This window comes from Geitlerinema calcuttense NRMC-F 0142 (assembly GCF_030285425.1).
The window spans coordinates 24,963-45,661 of sequence record NZ_JASVEJ010000031.1 but is presented as its reverse complement, the minus strand read 5'-3'; the positions used below and the strand labels follow the sequence as shown (position 1 = coordinate 45,661).

Annotated in this window: 17 protein-coding genes; 4 read left to right on the top strand and 13 right to left on the bottom strand. The window is 53.0% G+C overall.

The annotated features are described in order from the left end of the window. Positions 1 to 723, bottom strand: a 723-nt coding sequence (locus QQ055_RS08465) for a L,D-transpeptidase family protein (protein ID WP_286004552.1), incomplete at its 3' end; no start/stop codon positions are given. 22 nt (positions 724 to 745) lie between these two features. Beyond that, the gene (locus QQ055_RS08460) at positions 746 to 1,129 is read right to left on the bottom strand and encodes a dUTPase (RefSeq protein WP_284474894.1); all 384 of its coding nucleotides are present in this window, start codon (positions 1,127 to 1,129) and stop codon (positions 746 to 748) included. Positions 1,130 to 1,194: 65 nt separating this feature from the next. Between QQ055_RS08460 and QQ055_RS08455 the strand changes: the two genes are divergently transcribed. Both QQ055_RS08455 and trxB read left to right on the top strand, forming a co-directional pair. Beyond that, positions 1,195 to 1,749, top strand: a complete 555-nt coding sequence (locus QQ055_RS08455; RefSeq protein WP_286004551.1) for a hypothetical protein — start codon at positions 1,195 to 1,197, stop codon at positions 1,747 to 1,749. A 44-nt stretch (positions 1,750 to 1,793) separates the two neighbouring features. Beyond that, a complete protein-coding gene (gene trxB, locus QQ055_RS08450; RefSeq protein WP_284474892.1) occupies positions 1,794 to 2,723 on the top strand; it encodes a thioredoxin-disulfide reductase in 930 nt (309 codons plus the stop codon). Between the two features lie 51 nt (positions 2,724 to 2,774). Here trxB and QQ055_RS08445 read toward each other — a convergent pair whose 3' ends face one another. The 4 genes from QQ055_RS08445 to QQ055_RS08430 form a co-directional block, all read right to left on the bottom strand. Beyond that, positions 2,775 to 4,439 carry a hypothetical protein gene (locus QQ055_RS08445; RefSeq protein ID WP_284474891.1) on the bottom strand — a complete coding sequence of 555 codons (1,665 nt, stop codon included), beginning with the start codon at positions 4,437 to 4,439 and terminating at the stop codon, positions 2,775 to 2,777. 112 nt (positions 4,440 to 4,551) lie between these two features. Then, complete coding sequence (locus QQ055_RS08440; RefSeq protein WP_284474890.1) at positions 4,552 to 6,216, bottom strand: formylglycine-generating enzyme family protein; 1,665 nt, start codon at positions 6,214 to 6,216, stop codon at positions 4,552 to 4,554. Between the two features lie 26 nt (positions 6,217 to 6,242). Next, the gene (locus tag QQ055_RS08435; RefSeq protein ID WP_284474889.1) at positions 6,243 to 7,805 is read right to left on the bottom strand and encodes an Hsp70 family protein; all 1,563 of its coding nucleotides are present in this window, start codon (positions 7,803 to 7,805) and stop codon (positions 6,243 to 6,245) included. Between the two features lie 53 nt (positions 7,806 to 7,858). Beyond that, positions 7,859 to 8,704 (bottom strand): nucleotide exchange factor GrpE, encoded by an 846-nt coding sequence (locus tag QQ055_RS08430; RefSeq protein WP_285964270.1) that lies wholly within the window; start codon positions 8,702 to 8,704, stop codon positions 7,859 to 7,861. A gap of 88 nt (positions 8,705 to 8,792) precedes the next feature. Here QQ055_RS08430 and ruvC point away from each other — a divergent pair, with 88 nt between their 5' ends. Beyond that, positions 8,793 to 9,290, top strand: coding sequence for a crossover junction endodeoxyribonuclease RuvC (gene ruvC, locus QQ055_RS08425; RefSeq protein ID WP_284474886.1), 498 nt, complete (start codon positions 8,793 to 8,795; stop codon positions 9,288 to 9,290). Between the two features lie 40 nt (positions 9,291 to 9,330). Here the strand turns inward: ruvC and QQ055_RS08420 are convergent, their stop codons facing one another. From QQ055_RS08420 to QQ055_RS08390, 7 genes are all read right to left on the bottom strand, one after another. Beyond that, on the bottom strand, positions 9,331 to 10,575 hold the full coding sequence (locus tag QQ055_RS08420; RefSeq protein WP_284474885.1) for a sialate O-acetylesterase: 1,245 nt from the start codon (positions 10,573 to 10,575) through the stop codon (positions 9,331 to 9,333). Further along, complete coding sequence (locus QQ055_RS08415) at positions 10,512 to 13,427, bottom strand: type 1 glutamine amidotransferase family protein (RefSeq protein WP_284474884.1); 2,916 nt, start codon at positions 13,425 to 13,427, stop codon at positions 10,512 to 10,514. Before QQ055_RS08415 ends, QQ055_RS08420 begins: the two co-directional genes overlap by 64 nt. A gap of 41 nt (positions 13,428 to 13,468) precedes the next feature. Next, entirely contained in the window at positions 13,469 to 16,387 is a 2,919-nt protein-coding gene (locus QQ055_RS08410; RefSeq protein WP_286004550.1) for a type 1 glutamine amidotransferase family protein, read from the bottom strand. Between the two features lie 59 nt (positions 16,388 to 16,446). After that, positions 16,447 to 18,459 carry a right-handed parallel beta-helix repeat-containing protein gene (locus QQ055_RS08405; RefSeq protein WP_286004549.1) on the bottom strand — a complete coding sequence of 671 codons (2,013 nt, stop codon included), beginning with the start codon at positions 18,457 to 18,459 and terminating at the stop codon, positions 16,447 to 16,449. Next, positions 18,384 to 18,950, bottom strand: coding sequence for a hypothetical protein (locus QQ055_RS08400; RefSeq protein WP_286004548.1), 567 nt, complete (start codon positions 18,948 to 18,950; stop codon positions 18,384 to 18,386). The genes QQ055_RS08405 and QQ055_RS08400 overlap by 76 nt, the downstream gene beginning before the upstream one ends. 78 nt (positions 18,951 to 19,028) lie before the next feature. After that, the gene (locus QQ055_RS08395; protein WP_286004547.1) at positions 19,029 to 19,226 is read right to left on the bottom strand and encodes a hypothetical protein; all 198 of its coding nucleotides are present in this window, start codon (positions 19,224 to 19,226) and stop codon (positions 19,029 to 19,031) included. A gap of 20 nt (positions 19,227 to 19,246) precedes the next feature. Beyond that, positions 19,247 to 20,011 (bottom strand): LON peptidase substrate-binding domain-containing protein, encoded by a 765-nt coding sequence (locus tag QQ055_RS08390; protein ID WP_286004546.1) that lies wholly within the window; start codon positions 20,009 to 20,011, stop codon positions 19,247 to 19,249. Here QQ055_RS08390 and QQ055_RS08385 point away from each other — a divergent pair. Next, complete coding sequence (locus QQ055_RS08385) at positions 20,010 to 20,696, top strand: tetratricopeptide repeat protein (protein WP_285964265.1); 687 nt, start codon at positions 20,010 to 20,012, stop codon at positions 20,694 to 20,696. The two genes, QQ055_RS08390 and QQ055_RS08385, sit on opposite strands and share 2 nt — an antisense overlap. The last annotated feature ends 3 nt before the right edge of the window (positions 20,697 to 20,699 follow it).

The following is a 20,699-nucleotide window of genomic DNA, read 5'->3' as shown; positions in this document are numbered from 1 at the left end:
CGCGAGCGCCCGGGCAATTTGCGCGTAAAGCCCCTCCGTCCACGCAGGAACCACGGGCATGTCCGCGGGCAATTTGCCCGTGCGAAAATCCACAGGACTGATGATGACCTGGATCTTTTCAATGCCTGTCAGCGCAGCCAGCACAAAAAGCTCCTCTATGGCCGGGTCTCCCACGGGAATGCACCCGATGGTCACACTGCGGCCATGAATCATGATGTCGCCCCCGAGATTTTTCCGCCCGTCTTCCCTGCCCAGCTCGCGATCAAAGGAATTGGGATAATTCACCCTCAAACTCAAGTGATAGAGGCTGTTGGGATTAAGGGATTCGATTCCATAAAACCCCTCGGGAATTTGCCGGTCGCCTTCCCGGAGCTTCGGTCCGAGCTGGCCGCTGGTGGCGGTGAATGGATAGGAGCGAATGAAGCGAAACCGTCCGTCAGCTCCTGCGGCATGGACTTCGAGCCGTTTTTCCTGTTTGAATCCCAGCAGTGCAATTTGCGCGGGCGGCCAGGCAATTTGCGCCGCGTCAAAACAAGGCTTCAACCGCGGCACAGCCACCGGGGCAAATTGCTCCACCCTCTCCTCCACCGTGAATTTTTGGGTTGTCATGCGCGCTTGGGCCAGTTGCCTCCCCATCGTCAGGGCCGGCCAGCAGAGCCAAACCGCCCCGGCGCAAACCAGAAACAGACAGGCAAGCCTGATGATTTTGAGCCTGGCATTCACTGGCTGATCAAAGGTTTTCGAATCAAATATGGCGGCTGTCGTTCTCGTCCTTTTGAGTGTAGCCGCTGTCCTGACGTTGGAAATTCACCTCATTTTTTTTCAGATACGCCTGATAAACATCGTCCGCGCTCATGCCCAGAACCTGGGCCATGGAGATCAAAAAATGGAAAAGGTCCACAACCTCGACCCGCGCATTCTGTTCGTCAAACTTCTGATACTTCGCCCACCACTTCCAAGGCACACTGTCGGTCAGCTCGGCGAGCTCCTGCTGCGTGGCCCGAACATAGTTGAGAATCCATTTGGCTTTCTCCTCATCATTCATCCGGGCGGTGTCCACCCCGATGCGGAGATTCAAGGCTTGTTGCATGCGGAACATTTCACGAAGTTGGTCGGGGGATTGGCTCATAAGCGGATAACTTGCCCGAAAAGGAACAGTTTTCAAAGGCTAAAATTTCGGCTTATATTGGGCCGATGACTGCAATTGCCACCCTGATGCAATTTGTGCAAAGCTTGAGTTTTCTGGAAATCTGGGAGCTTTTGAGCTATGTCGTGACGGTCATCGGCCTGCCACTGGCGATTTACACCTACATGCAGGAACGCCGGAAAGAACGGGAGAATGAGGAGGATGAAATTTATCAGGAGCTGATGACCTCTTACACAAATTTCCTCGTGCTGGCGATGGAGAATTCCGACCTCCAGCTCCTGCACAAAAGCCACCATGACAAACCTTTGGATGATGAGCAGAAAGAGCGCAAATACGCCCTCTTTGAAATCTTGGTGTCCCTCTTTGAACGCGCCTACATCGTGGCCTACGCCGAGAATATGGACAAACAGGCCCGCCGCCGCTGGAAATCCTGGGAGGATTACATGCGGGAATGGTGCCGACGCCCCGATTTCAGGAAGGACTTGTCCGAATTGCTCAGCGGGGAGGATGAGGATTTCAGCGCTTATATCCAGTCTTTGGCCGCCGAGGAAGAGCGTCTTCTGTCAAAAAAATGTCCGCCACTTGAATTTTTCGCGGATTGAGGCACTACTTTAATACTCAAACACAACCCCAAAGGATTTTTCACATGGAAAATGTCGTCATCATCGGTTCCGGTTGCGCCGGATTCACCTCTGCCATTTACACCGCCCGTGCAGGGCTCAAGCCGTTGATGTTCACAGGCACCATGCCCGGCGGCCTGCTGACGACCACCACGATTGTTGAAAATTTTCCCGGATTTGAAAATGGCATCGATGGATTCACCCTGATGATGACCATGCGCAAACAGGCGGAACGCTTTGGCGCGGTCATGCGCGATCTCGAACTGGTTGACAGGGTCGAGCCCAAGGGAAAAACATTCATCGTACATTCCGGTGGAGAGCAAATCGAAACCAAAACCGTAATCATCGCCACGGGAGCTGGTCACAGGCATCTGGGATTGGAGAGTGAACACAAGCTCGAAAACAAGGGTGTGACCTATTGCGCGACTTGCGACGGGCCCAACCCCATTTTCCGCAATCAACCGCTTGTCGTCGTCGGAGGCGGGGACTCAGCCCTTGAGGAAGCCATGTTCCTGACCCGGTTCGGCTCGAAAGTCCATCTTGTTCACCGCCGTGACCAGCTTCGGGCATCCAAAATCATGCAGGATCGGGCATTTGCCAATGAAAAAATCGAATTCGTCTGGAATTCCGTCGTCGAGGACATTCTCGATGTCTCCCAAGACAAAGTCACCGGTGTGAAGCTCAAAAACACTGCCGATGGTTCGACCCGCACACTCGACTGTGCCGGGGTTTTCGTCGCCATCGGACATGTGCCAAACACGCAATTTGTCAAAGGACTCGTGGACACCGATGAGGATGGCTACATCCTCTGCACAAATGGCCGCGCCACAAAAACCCCCGGCATCTTTGCGGCGGGAGACTGTGTGGATCGCGTCTATCGCCAAGCCATCACCGCCGCAGGCCTAGGATGCGCGGCCGCCATTGAGGCCGAACGTTACTTGGCGGCGCAGGAGTAAATCGCGCCCAGTCGGTTTTGATCGCAAAAAATGCTTTGCGGTGAAACAAGATCAAAGATTCAGACTAAATCCGCCATACCAGACATTGTCCCGGCCACCGCTGATGGAACGGTCAAGGTCTTGATTTTCATAGCGGAAGAAAACTTTGTATTCAGGACGTTGCCAACCGCCCTCGAGGGAATACTCAGGGGAAACCGCACCGTAACCGTATTGCCCGCGCAGGTAAGGCACATAACCATAAATCGTCGCAATATTCCAATGGGCGCCAATTTCCGCGCTGCCAAAATGTTTGTGGCTCGGAGAGGACACATTCACACCGACAGAGGTGCGCCAGTCGAGCGTATTCACCCAAGCCAGCTTGGATTCATAAATCCCTGTGTAAACGTAGGGTGAATCCCATCCGGCAGTGGACAGGAAAACCCGGGGGAATTGATTCATGCTCCCCTCCCAAGCGTAACGGTCAAAGTTGTCTCCTCCCTTGTTATTCTGGGCAACTTGCGTCTGGGAAGGATTCATCGTGTGATCACTGCGATGGAAAAACTCCGCGCCGAGCTGCAAGGGCATGTGGTTGCCGACGACCGCCCATCCACCATCCAAGGTAATCGGTGTCATGAGTCCCACAGCGACATTGTAAAGGGCGTTATTGATCCCCTGTGACTGGCCCGACCAATAACGGCGGGGCTGGAACCATGTGTAAAGAGTCAACGGCACACCAAGATGAAACTGGTAAAGCTGGGCGTTGATTTTGAAATTGGTCACATAATCGCCATCCTTGCCCCAGCCCATCTCATAATAGCCCCAGACCTTGGGCAGGATGTCCCCACTCTGCCAATCGGTGGGCAGAGTGCCATACGGATACTCACGCATGGCCTCGACGGAAAACCCGATCAAAGCTCCATCATCATTGAGCATTTTGAATTCATTGCCATGATTGCCCACGTAATGCGCGAAGAGATCGAGTTTGTTCCCATTGACCGTAATCATGGAGAATGTCGGGCCGAACTCCAGATAAGGCGCAAAACGATCCACCCCGTCATTGTAACTCTCCATGCGGCCTTCAATATTGAGCTTTGGCCGGCTCGCCAGATTTTTCGTCGAGGCAATGTAATTAAAGTCGATCAATTCATAGGAAACAAAAGCGTCCACAAACCAGTCTGAGTATGTGTTGTGCGTGACAAATGTCGGCCCCGCCATCACGGACCACGTCAGTTTGTCTGTAAAACGTTTGACATAAGGGGTTCCCGCCCCCAGCCCAGCCCGAAAATTCTCACGGTGCCCCGTGGCATCAACGTAATCAACCCGTTCCCAACCAAATGTGCCTTGAATCGCGATCTGGTCATTCAGGCGATATTCCCCGTTTAACTCCTGAGTCTGGTCATTGCGACCGACTTGATTGACTCCGCCCCGCTCACTTTCGAACGGGGTGAATGAATTGTAACCGTAGTAAGCGAGGAAATTTCCAGAGCTAAAAAGCGGCAATTGAGCCCATTCCTCCACAATAAAGGAATGTTTGCTCGACGCATAATAACCAGCCCGCGCCCCGATTGTGGGTCCCGGCAGATTGTCATTGCGATATTTTTCCGTGAGCCAATTGTCGCTTTTGAGCGCGGCCGGGTCGGCTTGCTTCACATTCTGCTGGGTCAATCCAGTCAAGGGAGCCGCAAGACACAAGACCCCTGTTAAAATGATTTTTTGCAATTGATTTGTCACATTCATAATACCCCTTGATTTAGCGAGGAGAATTACCCGCTGAAATCCTGTCTGTCAAACTGAAATCACATTAATATCATCGCGGAAATAATCATTCAATCCCCTGCAAGCAAATTGCTTAAGCCGATTTGATGACAGGACGAACACAGACCACCCGGAAACCAATGTCATTGGCAAAGTAAGAGGGCATCTGACCCAAGCGCGCCGTCGTGCGCAAACTGTTGGCTTTTGAACGCCATGAACCTCCACGAACCACCCGTTGCGCCCCCGCTGAAGGACAAGGGTTTGTCTGCGCACTGCTTTTATAGTCACCCAGCGCATCCTTGCACCATTCCCAAACGTTGCCCGCCATGTCCTCGCAACCGAAGGGTGAAATTCCCAAGGGGAAACTGCCCACAGGGGAACTCTGCGCGAATCCATCGTTAACGGTGGGATCAGACCAATGAAAATTCGTCGATGAATCGGCAAAATTGGCCAAGGCGCCCGCCACTTCACTTTCCCCCCAAGGATAGCGACGGTTCTGCGGTCCTTTGGCGGCATATTCCCACTCCGCCTCTGTCGGCAAACGGTATTTCCGCCCATCCTTCGATGAAAGCCAGTCGCAGAATTTGCCCGCCTGCTCCCACGTGACCATCACCGCCGGATGATTCTCATTGGCCCAAGCGGGACGTTTGGAACGGTGCTCCGGAGCAAATTGCTCGAATTGGGCAAAGGTGACCGGGAACTTTGAAATGTAGTATCCCGTCAGGGAACAATCAAATTGCGGCTCCTCATTGTGAGCCGCTTCCTCACTCACGCATCCCATTTTGAATGACGCCGAAGGAATGTAGATCATTTGCATCCCCAAATCATTCGTGAAAGGGGGAAACATTCCTTTTTCCTGCTCAGGGGAATAATTTGATGCGGTCGATTTTGGCGCCGAGGCGGCGGCGGCCATTTTCTTTTTCTTTTCTTCCTGTGCCGCTTTTTCCTTGGCCTCAGCGTCAGGATCATACTCCTCGTCGTCCATGATTGCCTTGGCCCATGGCTCCGGAAGATGAAAATTCACCGCCCATTTCAGGAGTTTTTCCTTGTCCTCATCCTCGAGTTCTCCCCATTCCGTTTTTTCCTTCCATTGCTCGACGAGTTCTTGGAACCCTTCCGGATCGGGCTGCCCCGCCGGGGCTGCGCCTGTTGATTGTTCCCCATTGACTGCCGCCGCTTTGGCGGACGCTTGGAGTGAGGCGGCTTTGGCCTCAGCTTCCGCGATGACCTTGGCCGCATTTTCAGCCGCCGCAGCTTCTGGATCGTAACGAACCGCCCCGTATTCCAAAAGACTCTGCTCAATGGCCTCCGCAATCATCTGATCGCTGAGCCCCAAATTTCTTCCCATCCCGTAAAGTCCATTTTCCGCCGACGGGGTCAGCCTCTTGTCAGCGAGGGAAAAGCTGATGAATTTCTGAAACTCCTCCAAGGCCGACACGTGTGACTGTTGGACGAGTTGCTGGTCATGAACCGCGCGTTGATCCTTGTCCAGCAGCACAACCTTGGCCTGGGTGATCAGGCGGGGAGCCTCGTCAATGGCTTTGCCCAGCAGCTGTGCCAGAGGATTATTCGGCTGGCTCTTCAGGGGGAGTTTCTTCTGCCACCAGAGCAGGAGTTGGCGGCAACACTCCTCAATGAGCTGCTGTCCCGGATTTTCCTCGTAGGAAAGCCCGAGCCGCTCATAAAGATTGTTTGAATTGTAGAGCTTCCATCCGTCCCACTTGCGCGGGTCATCCGGAAGCGGATAGGGAAGAGCCATGAGCCACCTTTAATCTGCCGGATTCATCACGCCACATTCAACAGGGTCAGGTGTTCGCGCGCCTTGCCGACTTCCTTCTCATTGAGACCTCCGGAGCGGTGAATCTCGGCATGGGCGACTTTCTCCTGGGCTTTGACAGTGACTTCCAGAATCTGGTTGTTATTGTATCGATAGGTTACCACGACGGGAGTCGCCTTGGGAAGATACTCAGGAAGTTCAATCTCACAATTCCCGAGCTTGGTGCATTCCTCAGGCACAGTGCTCTCGCCTTCGACGACCTTGACGACCACACGTTTCATATTTGCGCTGGCCGTGCCGAAAGTGTTTTTGATCTCACAGGGCACACTGGTCATTTTTGCAATCATCGGAAAGACATATTCCTCATGGCTGACATCATTCCACAACACAATGCCCAGTGTGTGCGAGGTGATATTGGTGACCTGAATCAACCCGCCTGACTCACCTGTGAAATGTTTGATCGTCTCGGGTGCGACCTCATTGGATCCGGCGTCCACGGACTCTTTGATGTGACACAGCATGCTTTGGACAGCCGCGCCGAGAGCGACCGCCTCATCAGGATTGACTTCCTCGCTGGGTTCTTTTCCGCTGGATTCCTTGACCATGTCACGGATCATCGGGCAACGCGTCATGCCACCGACAAGCAAGACTGTGTCAATGTCCTTCCACGTCATCTTGGCTTCCATCAGGACAATGTCGCAAAGGATGCGGCATTTCTCGACCAAGTCCTGACACATCTGGTCAAATTGCTCCCGCGTCAGATCGACTTTCACCGACTTGCCATTGTGACTGTGCACGATGGTTGTTTTGGGGCGGTTGGAGAGTTGGATTTTGGCCGCGATGGCGCGGGACTGGAGGTCTTGGTAGGCTTGCAAATCCAGCAGGGGATTTTCGCCGTGCGTTTTGTCGAATTCCTCGGCGACGTAGTTAATGATCTTGTCATCCCAGTCTTTTCCCCCAAGACGATGATCACCATTGGTCGCGACCATGCGAATCTGCTCACCTTCGATTTTCATGATCGTGACGTCAAAGGTTCCCCCTCCCAGATCGAAGACAAAGACGGTCTGATCTTTGCCAAGCTTGTTCATCCCGTAAGCCAAAGCCGCCGCGGTCGGCTCGTTGATGACTTGCAACACATTTAATCCCGCGATTTTGCCGGAATTCATCGTGGCATTGCGTTCAGCGTCGTTGAAATAGGCCGGAACCGTGATCACCGCGTCGGTGACAGGAACCCCCAGATATTTTTCCGCGTCATTTTTGAGTTTCTTAAGAATCACCGCGGAGAGTTCGTCGGCGGAATATTTTGTCTGGCCGAATTCACGGTTGAATTCCTCACGCGGCTTGCCCATCTCGCGTTTGATGAATTCCACAATCTTGTCGGGTTCCGCCACGGCCAAGGCTTTGGCCGTGCTGCCCACCGTCACATTGCTTTCCTCGAAGAGAATCACCGACGGCGTTGTGCGCTCGCTTTCCGCATTGGGAATAATCTGTGGTTTGCCATATTCATCAATATGGGCGATGGCCGAAAAGGTCGTTCCTAGGTCGATTCCCACGACTTTGCGATTAGACATATTTTCCCCCTGAATGTCTGATGTTGGATTCGGTCATATAAAGGCCAATAATATTATGCGTTTTCATGTTTATACACAATGACTTCCTCGTGCCGGAGCAATTTGCCCCGCCAGCGGAAGCCTCGATTGACGATCTCTGCGATTTTCCCGTCCTCATCCGCGTTGGATGTTTTCCGGGTATTGACCACCTTGTGATATTGTTTGTCGATGGTCACTCCGGTCTCCTCAATCATTTCGACATCCATCCGATTCAGCATTTCCAAGACCAACGCCATGATATTGTCGATATTATTGGCATGATGATGAAAATCCTCTTTCATCTCGGCGACTTTCTCTGCGGCCTTGTCCGTCAATTGCCGCCCATGTTTCTGCAATTTGCCCAAGTCATCATACAGCAGAACCAAATCTTTGAGGAAAGGCTTGTGAAAAATGTCAAAGAGAGCCGAGTCCTTATAGCTTTTGAGCTCACTGTGCATCGCCGAAAACATCTCTTTGGAGTGGGCATCCAAGGCGATTTTCGAGTCGAATTTCTCGACCATCTTCTCCACGGCCTCGCGTCCGGGCGCGAGGCCCTTTTCCAGAGCATTCATTTTTTCACCAATCTCACCAAGCTTTTGCAAAATCGCCGCCTGTGCAAACTCTATGACTTTTCCGGGTGCCGGAATTTTTGAGTTGTCGTTTTTTTCCTCTTTTGCAGGCGCGGGAGACTTTTCCTTGTTGGCATTCGACGGCTTCCTTGGTTCTTCTTTCTCATCAAGATGCTCCAAAGGAACTCCATCGGGTGTCAAAGGCTCAAACTCAATATCAAGAGAGTCGGCAATTGGAGAACGCGGAACAGGGCGATCCGATTTGATTTCGGTCAGCCCCCCCTCTTTCTTTGATGTCGACTCTTCAGGCATAAATTATGAAAATTAGAGTTGTTACAGGTTAAAGTCAATGAAAACACTTGTTGACGCATTTAAAATTTATAGGTTTTTCTCTTAGTTCATGGTTATATTAGGTATTGACCCATCCCTTCGAGGCACCGGTTTTGGGATTATTTCCGGTGATGGAAAGCGCTGGAAGGCGCTTGGTTACGGAGTCATTAAAAATCCCCCCTCCCTCAAAGTGTCCTCCTGTTTGGCACGAATTCATGAGAAAACAAAGGAAATTTGCATCGAATTCAAACCGGACGCATGCGCGATCGAAGGGGTTTTTTACATGCAAAACTTCAAAATCTCGATCACTTTGGGCGCGGCCCGTGGTGCGGCCATCGCCGCCTGTGCAAGCTGCTCAATTCCCATCTTTGAATACGCCCCCCGGAAGGTGAAACAATCCGTCGCAGGAACCGGTGCCGCTGGAAAATCCAAGGTCAACACCATGATCCGTGCCCTTCTGGGTCTGCGCGAGGAACCACCCGCTGATGCCGCCGACGCTCTGGCCATTGCCCTCACCCACACGAACCAACTCCAAGGAATCTCCCTCAACCAAGCCCACGAAATTTGACCGCCGAGTTTTTTACTCCAGATCAGTGGTTTATTGTCCATTATCCCTGAGAAACAGCCACAGGCATAAACGCGCAGAGGGGGCGGTCTTTGTGGTCAACGAGCCGACACACTGGGTTTTTTCCGATTCCATAGGCAATGGCCAAGGGTTCATCAGGGCAATTGGTCAAAAGCGCATGAATCCTGCCTCCGCTCCCTTCAGATCGGGCACGGGCAATTTGCGTGGAGGCAAATCCCGATTGACCCAGCCGATAGAGAACAAATCCTGGAATGTCACTGCCTTCTTTCCACCCGCCTTCGACATTGTCGAAATCCATCACGATTTCACAGCGTCCATCAGGATCAACCCTCTTCACCGCTGAAACCAACCGGGGTGTCCGGGGTTCTTGCCCCCGGGCAAATTGCGCGGCAAGAGCGGCCAGACGCACGCCCAATCTTTTTTGTGAGCGGGTGTCCAAATGAATTGCGTCATCCAGGGACAAGTCAACCGCGGAGGTCACCGCGCTCCGAGGAACACGTCCGGGCAATTTGCCCAATGCATCCCGAACGGTGTCCCAACAGTGATCCGGTTGATTCAATGCCGCATCCACGACACGCCCGAGTTGCACCGCGATAAAAGGCAAATCCGGCTCTCCCAAATCCTTCCTTAACTCGCGAATGAATTCCTCCAGCCTGACAGCGTAAGTGTCCGCCAGGTCCGGCACACAATCGGACTCACCTTGATACCAAAGCACTCCTTGAATCGGTCGCGCACAGGCCCGGACTGTTTCAATCATCGCACCGTAGAGGCTGGCATCGCCCATTGATTTTCGATGGGGACTCCATAATTCCAGACTGGTCCCCCCATGGGCGCAGGGCAGGAGTCCGACCGATCTGCCTGTGGCTTCATTGAGGGCAACTCCAAAAGCAAGTCCGGGGCCGACTCCTATCCGCCGAGTCCGATCCTCCTCCTGGGCCATTTGCTCATTTGTTTTTCCCTCCCCTTGTCCAGCGGCGCGCATCAGGGAGGAATGCACCCTCATCCGACTTTCCCAAAGACGATGCAATGGGTCACAAGCCAGCTCCCAGCGTCCCTGCATTGAGTAATTCCAAACACACGGATGAGATGGTGACTCATCGGGCAAACGGGCAAAACCCTGCATGTTGGATTGCCCGGCAAGAATCCAGACATCCATGTCATCAGGAGGTTTTGCATCCTTGTTCAATGCTGGAGATGTTCCATTCATTTTTTGAGCGGATGAAAAACCGTCGATAACAACGCCGCAAATGCCGGTGATTCCAGCCATAGTCGTTTCTGACGTTTCTCATAGTCCATGCCATGATTGATGATTTCATTGGTGGATTTGACGAATTCATATTGCGGGCCGTCCGCGCTTTTATTGCCCGCCGCACACCAATACACCCACCCTGCCCCAACTGACCGCCGGGTGAAAAGCGGTTCTCCCCTTTTTTTGTCAACAGCCAGAATCTCCACACCAACATCAGGCTTCCCGACAAAATCCGCCGATTGAGGAATTGCAAACTCACATGGCAAAGCTGGAAAAAGCTTTTGCCCGATGTCCGTCAAGGAATAGGTCACATCCTTGGAATCATAATTCCAATGGTCAGTGTCCTGTTTCAGCCGCACACCGGACAATTCGGCAAAAGCAGTGTCCATATCCAGCCGTCCACTGTGGAATAGCCCCAGGACAATTCCCCCGTTTTTGGCAATCTCCCCGAGGCAGGAAACCACCTCGACAGGCAGGGATGCGTAGGATGTGTGAACCAAGAAGCCCCGGCTCTTGTCCGACAACTGTTGCAGAGTTCGATAATCCCTCAGCAAACGCACAGACAATCCCGCATCGCGAAGCAACTGTGCCATTTTCCTGCCATGATCATGAGGCTCGATGATGGTCACATCGGTGGAGTGATTCAAGTCCCTCGCGATCTCAATGTCATGAGTCCCGGCTGCGATTTGCAAGACAATCTCCGCAGTGTCATCAGGAAACTCGACACGTTGCCCATTGTGACGCACCATGAGGGGTTCGCCGACACACCGCAAAGGCACCGCGACGCGCAAACACCGGGGGCGGTTTGTCTCCACAGTGATCCGGCACGCATCCGGCTGGAACCATCCACTGATCACTGCGCCATTCAGTGTGCGTAAATGCTGGCAACGAAAGTATTTCTGTCTCCAGCGCAATGGGAGAACCGTGCCAACTGAGATGTCATCACTCATCAAATCCCCGTCAACAATGAGATTGGTCACCACGGCCAGATAGCTCCCTGTAGCCGGCGGATAGGGAGCAAATCCCCCGCCCCTCATTTCGTAGAGACTCTCATCGAAATAACCAACACCACAGATATTTCGCAACCCATCCTCAAATTGCTCCAAGGCTTGCTCGGGAAAACCGGTCAAAAGGCAGCTCATGGCGAATGAAAATGTGTTCCATGGTTGGTAGTCATGCGGTGGACGCCCTCCTTCGGGAAATTTCCGCTTCAAAAATTCACCATAGGAAGCGTGGTCGACATATTTGGAGCGCCCCATGAGATAGGGCATCCATGTCTCCAGAAAGTTCATATCCGACAAATCAAATTTTCCCCGAGAGGTCATCCGCTCCAGAAAATCCCGCGCTTGCCGGGTTAAATCATCGTCATGTGCAATTTGCTTTTTAATCTCCAAATACCCCTCAGCTAGGATGGCCATCCAATAAACAACGACCTGATAGGCTTCGAGTGATTCAGCCTCCAGATGTCCATCCAGAGCGATGGAACCGCGCATTTTCCACTCCCCGTTTATTTTGATGAGTTTTTCCCCCATCAAATAAGTGAATAAACGATCCAAGTAAGGAATCACAATATCCCGCGCATCTTCCATACTGCGCGTGAATGACCACAACCGGATCATGACGCCGCCATAAGCCATGCTCACATGGAAAGCCTGTTCTCCCGTTCCCGCGGGTTGCCCATTGTAATAAGTCATGTGATAATACGGTCTGTCTTCGCTCGGACAATGGGCCGTCAACCATTGGCAAAAGCGGCGCACCTCTTCCACGTGCCCGCTGCGGATCATCCCCTCACACACGGACAGGGAATCGAAAAATGTGGAGCCGCCAAAAGTGTCATTCCAATATGTGCCCAGCACGATTCCCGCATGGTAACTCTCCCCGGCGCGAAGAAGATATTGCTGCTGCAGGTAAAGGTAATCCTTGTCCGGTTCACCGAGCCAGACTTCCGCCCCGCGAGAGAACCATTCCCTCCAACTGGCTGCGGATTGCCGCAAAGACTCCTCTGGTGGAGATGACCGAAAACGTTTCACCTGATCACGGGCATAGTCCAATCCTTCGGAACCATCCCGATCCGACCCGGCAACGACCAGGAAATCCGCACGGCCTTGGACAACTGCGACTGAACTTTCGATCACTGTTTCATCGGCGAAAAACACGGCCTCTGGGCCATGCGCTGCGACTGTCCACCCCAGCGCAATGGGTTCCAACAAATCCGCCATGGATGATTGGTTGTTGGCTTTCCATTGCCGGAAGATCAAGTCCTTCTCCTGCGAGGTGTTCATCGAACTTGGTTTGGCCAGAGGGCGTCCGTCCCGAAGGCTTTGATGACAAAGCAATCCGACACGGACATCGCTCAAGTGTCCTTGAAGATTCCGAATGTGAAAGGACACCCGGATCAACACCGAATCCAACGGAATCGTGGTCGTAACGGTGATCCGCAGATCATTCAACTCGTACGAAGTAACCAGAGTGCCGGTTTTTGGAGTCCATGTGCGCGACCAATTCCTTCCGTAAAGAGCGATCTCCCGCGCCGTCCATCGCTGATTCCCGAGGTGCAAAACGTATTCAAGCCATCCACAGGGCATCAAGTGGCAGCCTTCAGCGCCTTTTTGGCAATGATGTTTCGATAATGCCTGATCACGCCTGAGATACAGATTCCAATTCGTGCTCTGATCCTGATGCATGATCGACAATGTGTCAGCCATCTGTGTCTGGGACGTGTTCAGCCCCTGCAACCCCGTGGGATCGACCGCCATTCCAATTTCTCCCGACCCCAGAACCAGCGGGTGCAATGCGGCGGGGAAAAGATGCCAGCTTTCCGTGATTGACTCATGTTGCAGTTCGCTGACGGATGAAAAACGGATATTCATAATTCTCTTTTGGCAATGAAAGTTTTTCAGGAGCTGATTTTTTATGGCAGCTTCTTCAAGAGCGAATCCACCCCGGCTTTTAATCCTTCCGGATCATTGGCCAGTATCGCCACACTCTCATGATTGAGTCCGAAGGCGCCGCGACTCCACCACATCAGCGCACGGCCTTGGCCAGGCGCATTCTCAGGGAAAGAAAGCGGCCAAGGGGACAATCCATATTTTCCAATCAGCCGCTCCATGAGCTGATTGTCCTTTCGTGAACCGATCACAATCACGTCCTGATGGATGGCCACCGGATGCGTGAAAATGCCATTAAAAATGGGGAAGGGAGCGCCCTGCAGAGGAAACTCAACTTCCTGATTGTAATCGGCGGCATTCACGGCCTTGGCTTTGAACCCTTTTTTGTTCAAGTCATCGGCCAATTGCGTGGCTGATTTTTTTGATTCCTCTGAGCCATAGGCGACCAAAATCTCCCGAGGTTTGCTCAAGAAAGAACGGATTCTCGCCTCATCAGGGGTCTCCACAATCGGTGATTGCCAGGCAAATTGTTCAGAGGCTTTGATGGCGACCTTTTTCTGGGCTTTTTGATCCGAGAGATTTTCGCTGACCTCCACAGTGTATTCTCCGGGCATGATCCCGTATCCGAGATCAAAAACTTCCTCAAACTTCCCGGCCTTGGTCGCCCGATAAACAGTCCAAATCTTTTGTCCTTTCGGATTTTTGAGAGTGATACTGACAGGAATGATCGCATCCACCGGAGTTTCCCCGGCATTCACTGACAAAGCCACGGTTAAACCAGGCTCCTTCCATTCCACACGATCCACGTTCACTCCAGAGATTTTCGCGGGCATGAATGCATACAGCGCCGCATCACCTTTGGCCAGCTTGAGCTTGAATTCACGGTTCGGGAGCAATTTGCGCGCAAAAACATCATAAATCACACCATCGGAATTCGGCAATCGAATGTCGGCCTCTGCATCAACAGGAATGAACTGCGCGTCGTCCTTGCGTTGATTGGCATTATTCACAATCCAGATATACCGTCCCTTGCCCGCAAGATATTCCCCAAAGGCAAACTCAGGATTTGAGCACTCGATCAAGGGAGGAGCGACTTCCTCGAAAGCTTTTTTCAGGGCCGGCAAATCCGGCGCGATTAATTCCTCAAAAAACTTGCGGCTATTGCCGGGCACTATGGGTGTAATGCGGGGGAAAACCTCCTCATTCATGCTGTCTTTAAAGGCAAAGGGCAGCTTGCGCGCACCTTTGATATCCACAGTGGATGCTGAGTCGAGGAACAAAACACCACCGTCTGCGATATATTTTTCCAAGGCTTTCCGGGTCGCATCACTCACATACGTCAATGCGGGGGTAAAAATCATTTTATGCTCTGAGGCTTTGCCGGAGATCAAATCCCCCTCCACCACCCGGCTGGCAGGATAACCCGCCGCCATGGCCATGCTCCACGCGCTCAAGAGAAGACCATGATACTCCGTCCCCGGGTTCGCGGCGCGCAAATGGCGGCTATTAACCACGAGATGCTGGTCACGGCTGTGAAGCAACCCCACTGTGTCGCGCGGTTTGGCAGTGTCGTGAAGCATCCCGCTCAGGGGAAGAATTTTTTGGGAAACCTCGGCGGCTTCCGGCCATGTCCGTTTCCAGTCCAGCGGCCAGATGATTCCCTCAACCTTGCGGGCCAGAACACCGTAGAGAACAGCGCGCACCCCCCCCTCATCAGCCTGACTTCCCATCCACGGTCCGATCATCCACAAAGGTTTGTCCCACGCTCCACTGCGCATGGCATCGACTTCATGGGCGGGATTCAAATGTCCCAGTGGCGTCCACATCGCGTAACCATGGGTCGCCAAGACATCAATCCCTTTTGCATTCTCCGGGGGATACAGCCCTTCGGCGGTCGTGCGCCATGCGTAGAGCTGTGAGAATCCCATGACGTCGGGATGCGTGGCGTGAATATCCTTGGTGATTTGCGCGAAAAGATCGCCGAGAATCGTCGTTCTCCACCTCATGAAATGCAACCATCCCTCCAAGTCTTTCTCGGGGAATTGCCAATTTGCCGGTTTTTTTCCGAATGTTTTTTCATAAAGCGCGTGTTGCGCAGGAACAGCATAAGGGCCGACATACCAATTTTGCTCTCCGGGAAAAGCCCGGGCCATTTCCCCCTTCTCATTTTGCTGCCCCCAAGTCAGACCGGGTTCATCCGCATAATGCACGCCGACAAAGGTTTTCCCACCGATGCGTCTCCACTGCTGTGCGACGTGCATGCCACGGTAACGGGTGCCGAGTTGAAGCGCCGGGTCAGCCCAACTGGAGGCTTGCCCTCCCGGCTGATGCTGGCCGGCAATCACGTGTTGGGCGACGATGCGGGCTGGAATCGAGGCCGCACGGTCCGCATCCTTTGGACCGATCGGCCCACCCATATTCCCGACATGCATAATGAGATTCATTCCGAAAGTGTCCCGATACAATTCGATTCTTTCCTCCACTTTCATCGGTCCGGGTCCGCCGAACATATTCACGTCATCATCGGGGATCGTTCCCCCATAATTCACAATGGCAAATGGGGTATTCTGAAACGGACGGGCAATCCTGAAAGAAAAACCACGCCCATCGGCAGTTGCCAATGTCCACTGCCCCTCCGCCAACATGTTTGGAGCAATTTGCATCACGGCATAGCCGCCGAGAGCGACCAATTCAGCTTTGCGTTCAACCCCCTCCACGCTTGTCAATGTCACAGGAATCTTGCTGCCATCACCTTTGGCGGGAAGATGAATCGATATTTCCTCATCCAGAAAAAACACGGTTCGCCCGGTCGGGGAAGCAACTTGCTCCGAGGTTGATTCTGCGGAGCAAATCGAATTGATCAGAAACAAAACAACGCATGAAAGAAAAATACGGGAGAGTGTCATCCCTTCATTAAACACGTGTTTAATGAGTTTTGGCAATCATTTTCTGGATGAACGGTCAATATCGCTCATGGAATGACACAAATTGATCTGTCAAATCACGCACCATCTTTTGTTCGTGTTTTATGCAGAAAGATCCCCACAGGAAAAAATGCCTCATCTCCAGCGCACTGTGCGTGGATCAGGCATGAGTCAGCTCCGGGAGCAAGTTGCCCCGTGAAGTGCAAGGTTCGTTGCTCACCGGGCTCCAGCCGGACAATTTCCTCAGTGCAGCCCCCCAAAATGACTTGCTCAGGCTTCTCAGCCTTGAGAAACACCTTCCCCTCCCACGGAATCTCGCCGCGATTGACCAAGAGCAATTTGCACGGAGTCGATCCTTCGGCAAAACACTCCCAGTATGTATGATAGTAATCTTTTCGTTTTTGCTTAAACATTTCCCGTTCCCACTCAAAAACCGCCATGACAACCGGTCGTGGCTCGTCCATGTCCTGGGGCCAATCGGCAAATGCCCCCGGGCGGCTGGCACCCTGTCGAGGCCCGGTTTTTTCGAGGCGAGCCAGAATCCCCCTCCATTTTTCATCCAGAAATTCCGCACCGGCACTGACGAGAATCGTGCCGTTTTCCAGTCCTTCCACCCTGCCTTTGGCCAGTCTTTCATCCCGCGCAAAAGCAGACTGATTCCATTCCTCGAAAGAAAACATTTTCCCGATAAAAGACCTCTGCACAAAACCGAAGTCTGTCCCGTGTGGATTCATATAAATATTCCGTTCAAATCGCACATGTCCGATCCAAGTCGTGTGAAAAAGCACCTGAGGCGCGCCGCTGACCATGAGGTTTTCACGGGCGGTCAGTGTGAGGAGTCCACTGTCATCGCCCACGACAAAAGCCGGGTTGTCCGGGCTTTGGTCGTTGATGAAAATATTTCGGACCAACAAATTGTTTTTTCCGACATTGCTGAAAAATCCGCCATACCCGCAACGGTAGAGGGCATTGCCCTCGTCGTAGAAGAGTGAACTGCTTCCATCGTGATACAACCCCCAGTTTCCATAATTCGCCGTGCGGACATCGTGAATCAAATTGCCCAGCACCCGACTGCCGGGCTGCGGGCCCAGTGTGTAAATGCCCGCCAGATCGGACAGGAGTCCACTTTGATTGAGGTGATGAATGTGATTTCCCTCGATGAGATTGTCCGCCGCCTCGACTCCGTATTGGAAACACCACATCCACCCGCAAGAGATTCCCGAATAGTGCATGCCCCAGATTTCATTGTGACGAATCCGATTTCCCGCCGAGTCTCCGATCCAGATTCCCACCGCGCTGGGATAAATTTTTCCTCCGTCATGAATCAGGCAATCACTGATGGTGACTTTTTGCCGGGGCAATTTGCCCGGGTCCGCGCCTTCAGGGACAAGCAGTCCGTGCTCGGGTTTTCGACTCACCTCAACGGCGGGCTCATGAAAGATGGAGGCGGTTCCACGGTCATGATTGACTTTGACCCCGCCGCCCCCGAGATCATGGAGGTGACAGGCGACAACTTGATTGCGTGTGCAGCCGAGACGGAACTCAATCCCGTATTGCGCAATTTGCGCCACGGTGCACTGGTAAAAAACACAGTTCGTCGCCCCCCGGAGTGTGATGGCGCCCGGCAAGGTGTGCGCGGCCTGCACGGAACCTTGGTAACCCTCCGGGTAACGATATTCCGAGTGGCGGAATTCCAGATTTTCAAACCACACATGGGAGACTTTTTCACCAAAGGGATTCCCCTCGACAGCCACGAGGCGATCCAAAACCGGTGCGATCACCTCGGCGGTGTCGATGCGGTCACCAAAGCGCGGAATATAATAAAGCCTCGACTCGGCGCGGTCATGGTAGAATTCCCCCGGCAAACGCAGGACTTCAAACACATTCTCCACCCAGTAGCGCGCAAATTGCCCATCACAATCAATTCCCCCTTCGGTCAGGGGAGCGTCCAAAGCCACCTCACGACTCACAGGATCGACCGACTTGATCCGGGCATGGATTTCAAACCATCTTTTCAGGGTGATGACAGAGACATCGCGCAAATTGCGCCAGTTCGGATCAATGTCGCCGGGTTTGTGAATGAACTCCATGACGGGCGTGTACCAATCCGCCTGATCATGGGCGAGGACCCGTGACGATTCAATGCGGTGGAATCCCTCATGGGGAAACCGGGTTCGACTCGCCCGCTGTCCATTGACAAAAGCTGGGTGAAATTCATCGCCTCCGGCAAATCCGTCACCCAGCCATCGACCCCATTGATTTTTGTCTCGCGGAATCCCCTGATTCGCCGTCCGCCGGAAATGACAACCTTCTCCCCGGCGCGCGCCCGGTAGATCACCGGGTTTTCTTTCGTTCCGGAATCTTGGGGTTCGAGTGTGAAAGTCTGATCCAGAAAATAAGCGCCACCGCTGATTTCAACGATAAATGAACCGTTATTTCCATTCTTTCGCGCTTGTCGAATGGCCTCCCGTGCACGGCTGAGTGTCGCAAATGGGCCAGACTTTTCAGATTTCTGATGTATGGATAAACCATCCAAAAAATCGTTTCCGTTCGATGCCACATAATAAATTGTCTGATTCATGGGAAATGAGTCCTCTCAAGTGATTGAACCGGAGACAAACACAATTTTTCATCCACGCAAACAAAATCCTCGACGAACTCACTCCATCCCAGAGGCCAGCAGTTGGGTTCCCCACACGCCGGCAATCCTCACAGCTTCCACGCCTGAAGGAATCACCCGCAGATTGCCGCAGAGAATGGAACCTCGAATGGCCCCAATCAAACACGAATCATTTCCCCATGGTCGGGGTCGATCCTCCACAATTTTCTGCAACGCGCAGAAGCGGCATCCTGTCACTTTTACGCATCCCCTCTTCCCTACCCCTTCGGCTTCTTATCCTCGGGAAAACCAACCACTTTGAGTTCCTCGGGCACCATGTGGAGCAATTTGCGGTAACGCTCTTTGAGGTCGAGGGTTTGGAGAATGTCGCGGCGGTAATCCGCCCGTTTCAGGATCAAATATGAGATCAAATCCGAAAGCGCGTCCGGGTCACGGGTTTTGTCGAGATAATCCAGCACATGGGCGGGAATCGTTTGACCGGCAAAGGTCATCTCGTGAATAATTTCCCGGAGCCGCCCGGCCAAAGCGTCCACCTCGAGATTGTCGCAATTTATTGACGCGAGGGGTTCCACCTCCGACACGAGAATCGGGGTGGTCTGAACAAAGCGGGTGAGGCGAACCCTGGAAATGCCCTGCAGGATGAGCTGGCTGGTGCCGTCCTCCTGCCCGACACAGGCCCGGATCAATCCCACCCCGGCAATGATGTCCGATTGATCCGAGACGGTGGCATTCTGGCTCAGGTGATCCAGTGACACCACCCCGAAAATTCTGGCCCCATCGAGACATTCCTGAAGCATTTTGCGATAACGCGGCTCGAATATGTAGAGCGGCAGAAGCCCCTGGGGAAAGAGGGTCACCCCGGTCAGAACCATGAATGGCAATGGCGAGTCAATTTTCACTACCGGGCAATATATCCCTCCACAGCCTCCGCGCAAGTGGCTCTTTGATTCTTCCTGCCTGAAAATCAAACAAGAAAAAAGCTTGGCTCCGGGGGTTGCCGGGACAATAATGGGAGCCATCATGAGAATTGCTCCCCTCGCCCTCCTCTTGTTCCTGCTGACTTTCCCGCTTCAGGCCAATATCCCGGATGTCCGGGAGGAACAAATCCAGGAAGCTGTCGCCACATTCCCTGTTGCCGAACTCGAAGAGGCGATCAAACTCCATCACGAGGGGGTCAAAGGCGACAAAAAATCTGTTCTCAAAGCCGAGGAAATTCTCGAAAAACTTCACGCGCAATCCCCCGACAATATGATGGTTCAGGTGTATCTGGGCAGCATCTACACACTGCGCGGGCGCGACATCGGATTCGGCCCGAAAGCCCTCGACTACCTCAAAAAAGGCGGACGAACCATGGATGCCGCCGTGGATCAGGTTCCCGACGACGCCCACGTCCGGCTTGTGCGGGCGATCAACTACTGGAATCTCCCTTTTTTCTGCGGCAAAAAAGGTGATGCCGAGAAAGATTTTCTCAAACTCGTCGAGATCGTCGACCAGGACCCCGGTCAATATGACCGTGAAATGCTCCAATACATTTATTACTACGCCGGCCTCGTGCACAAGGATCGCAAAGACCTCCCCGAGGCGGTGAAACTCTGGAGCCGGGCCATTCCCCTCCAGCCCGCATCCTCTGTCTCGGTTCAGATCAAACGCGAACTCCAGAAAGTCCGCGCCCATCTGAGCACATCATCCTCATCGACAAAGCGCTAATCT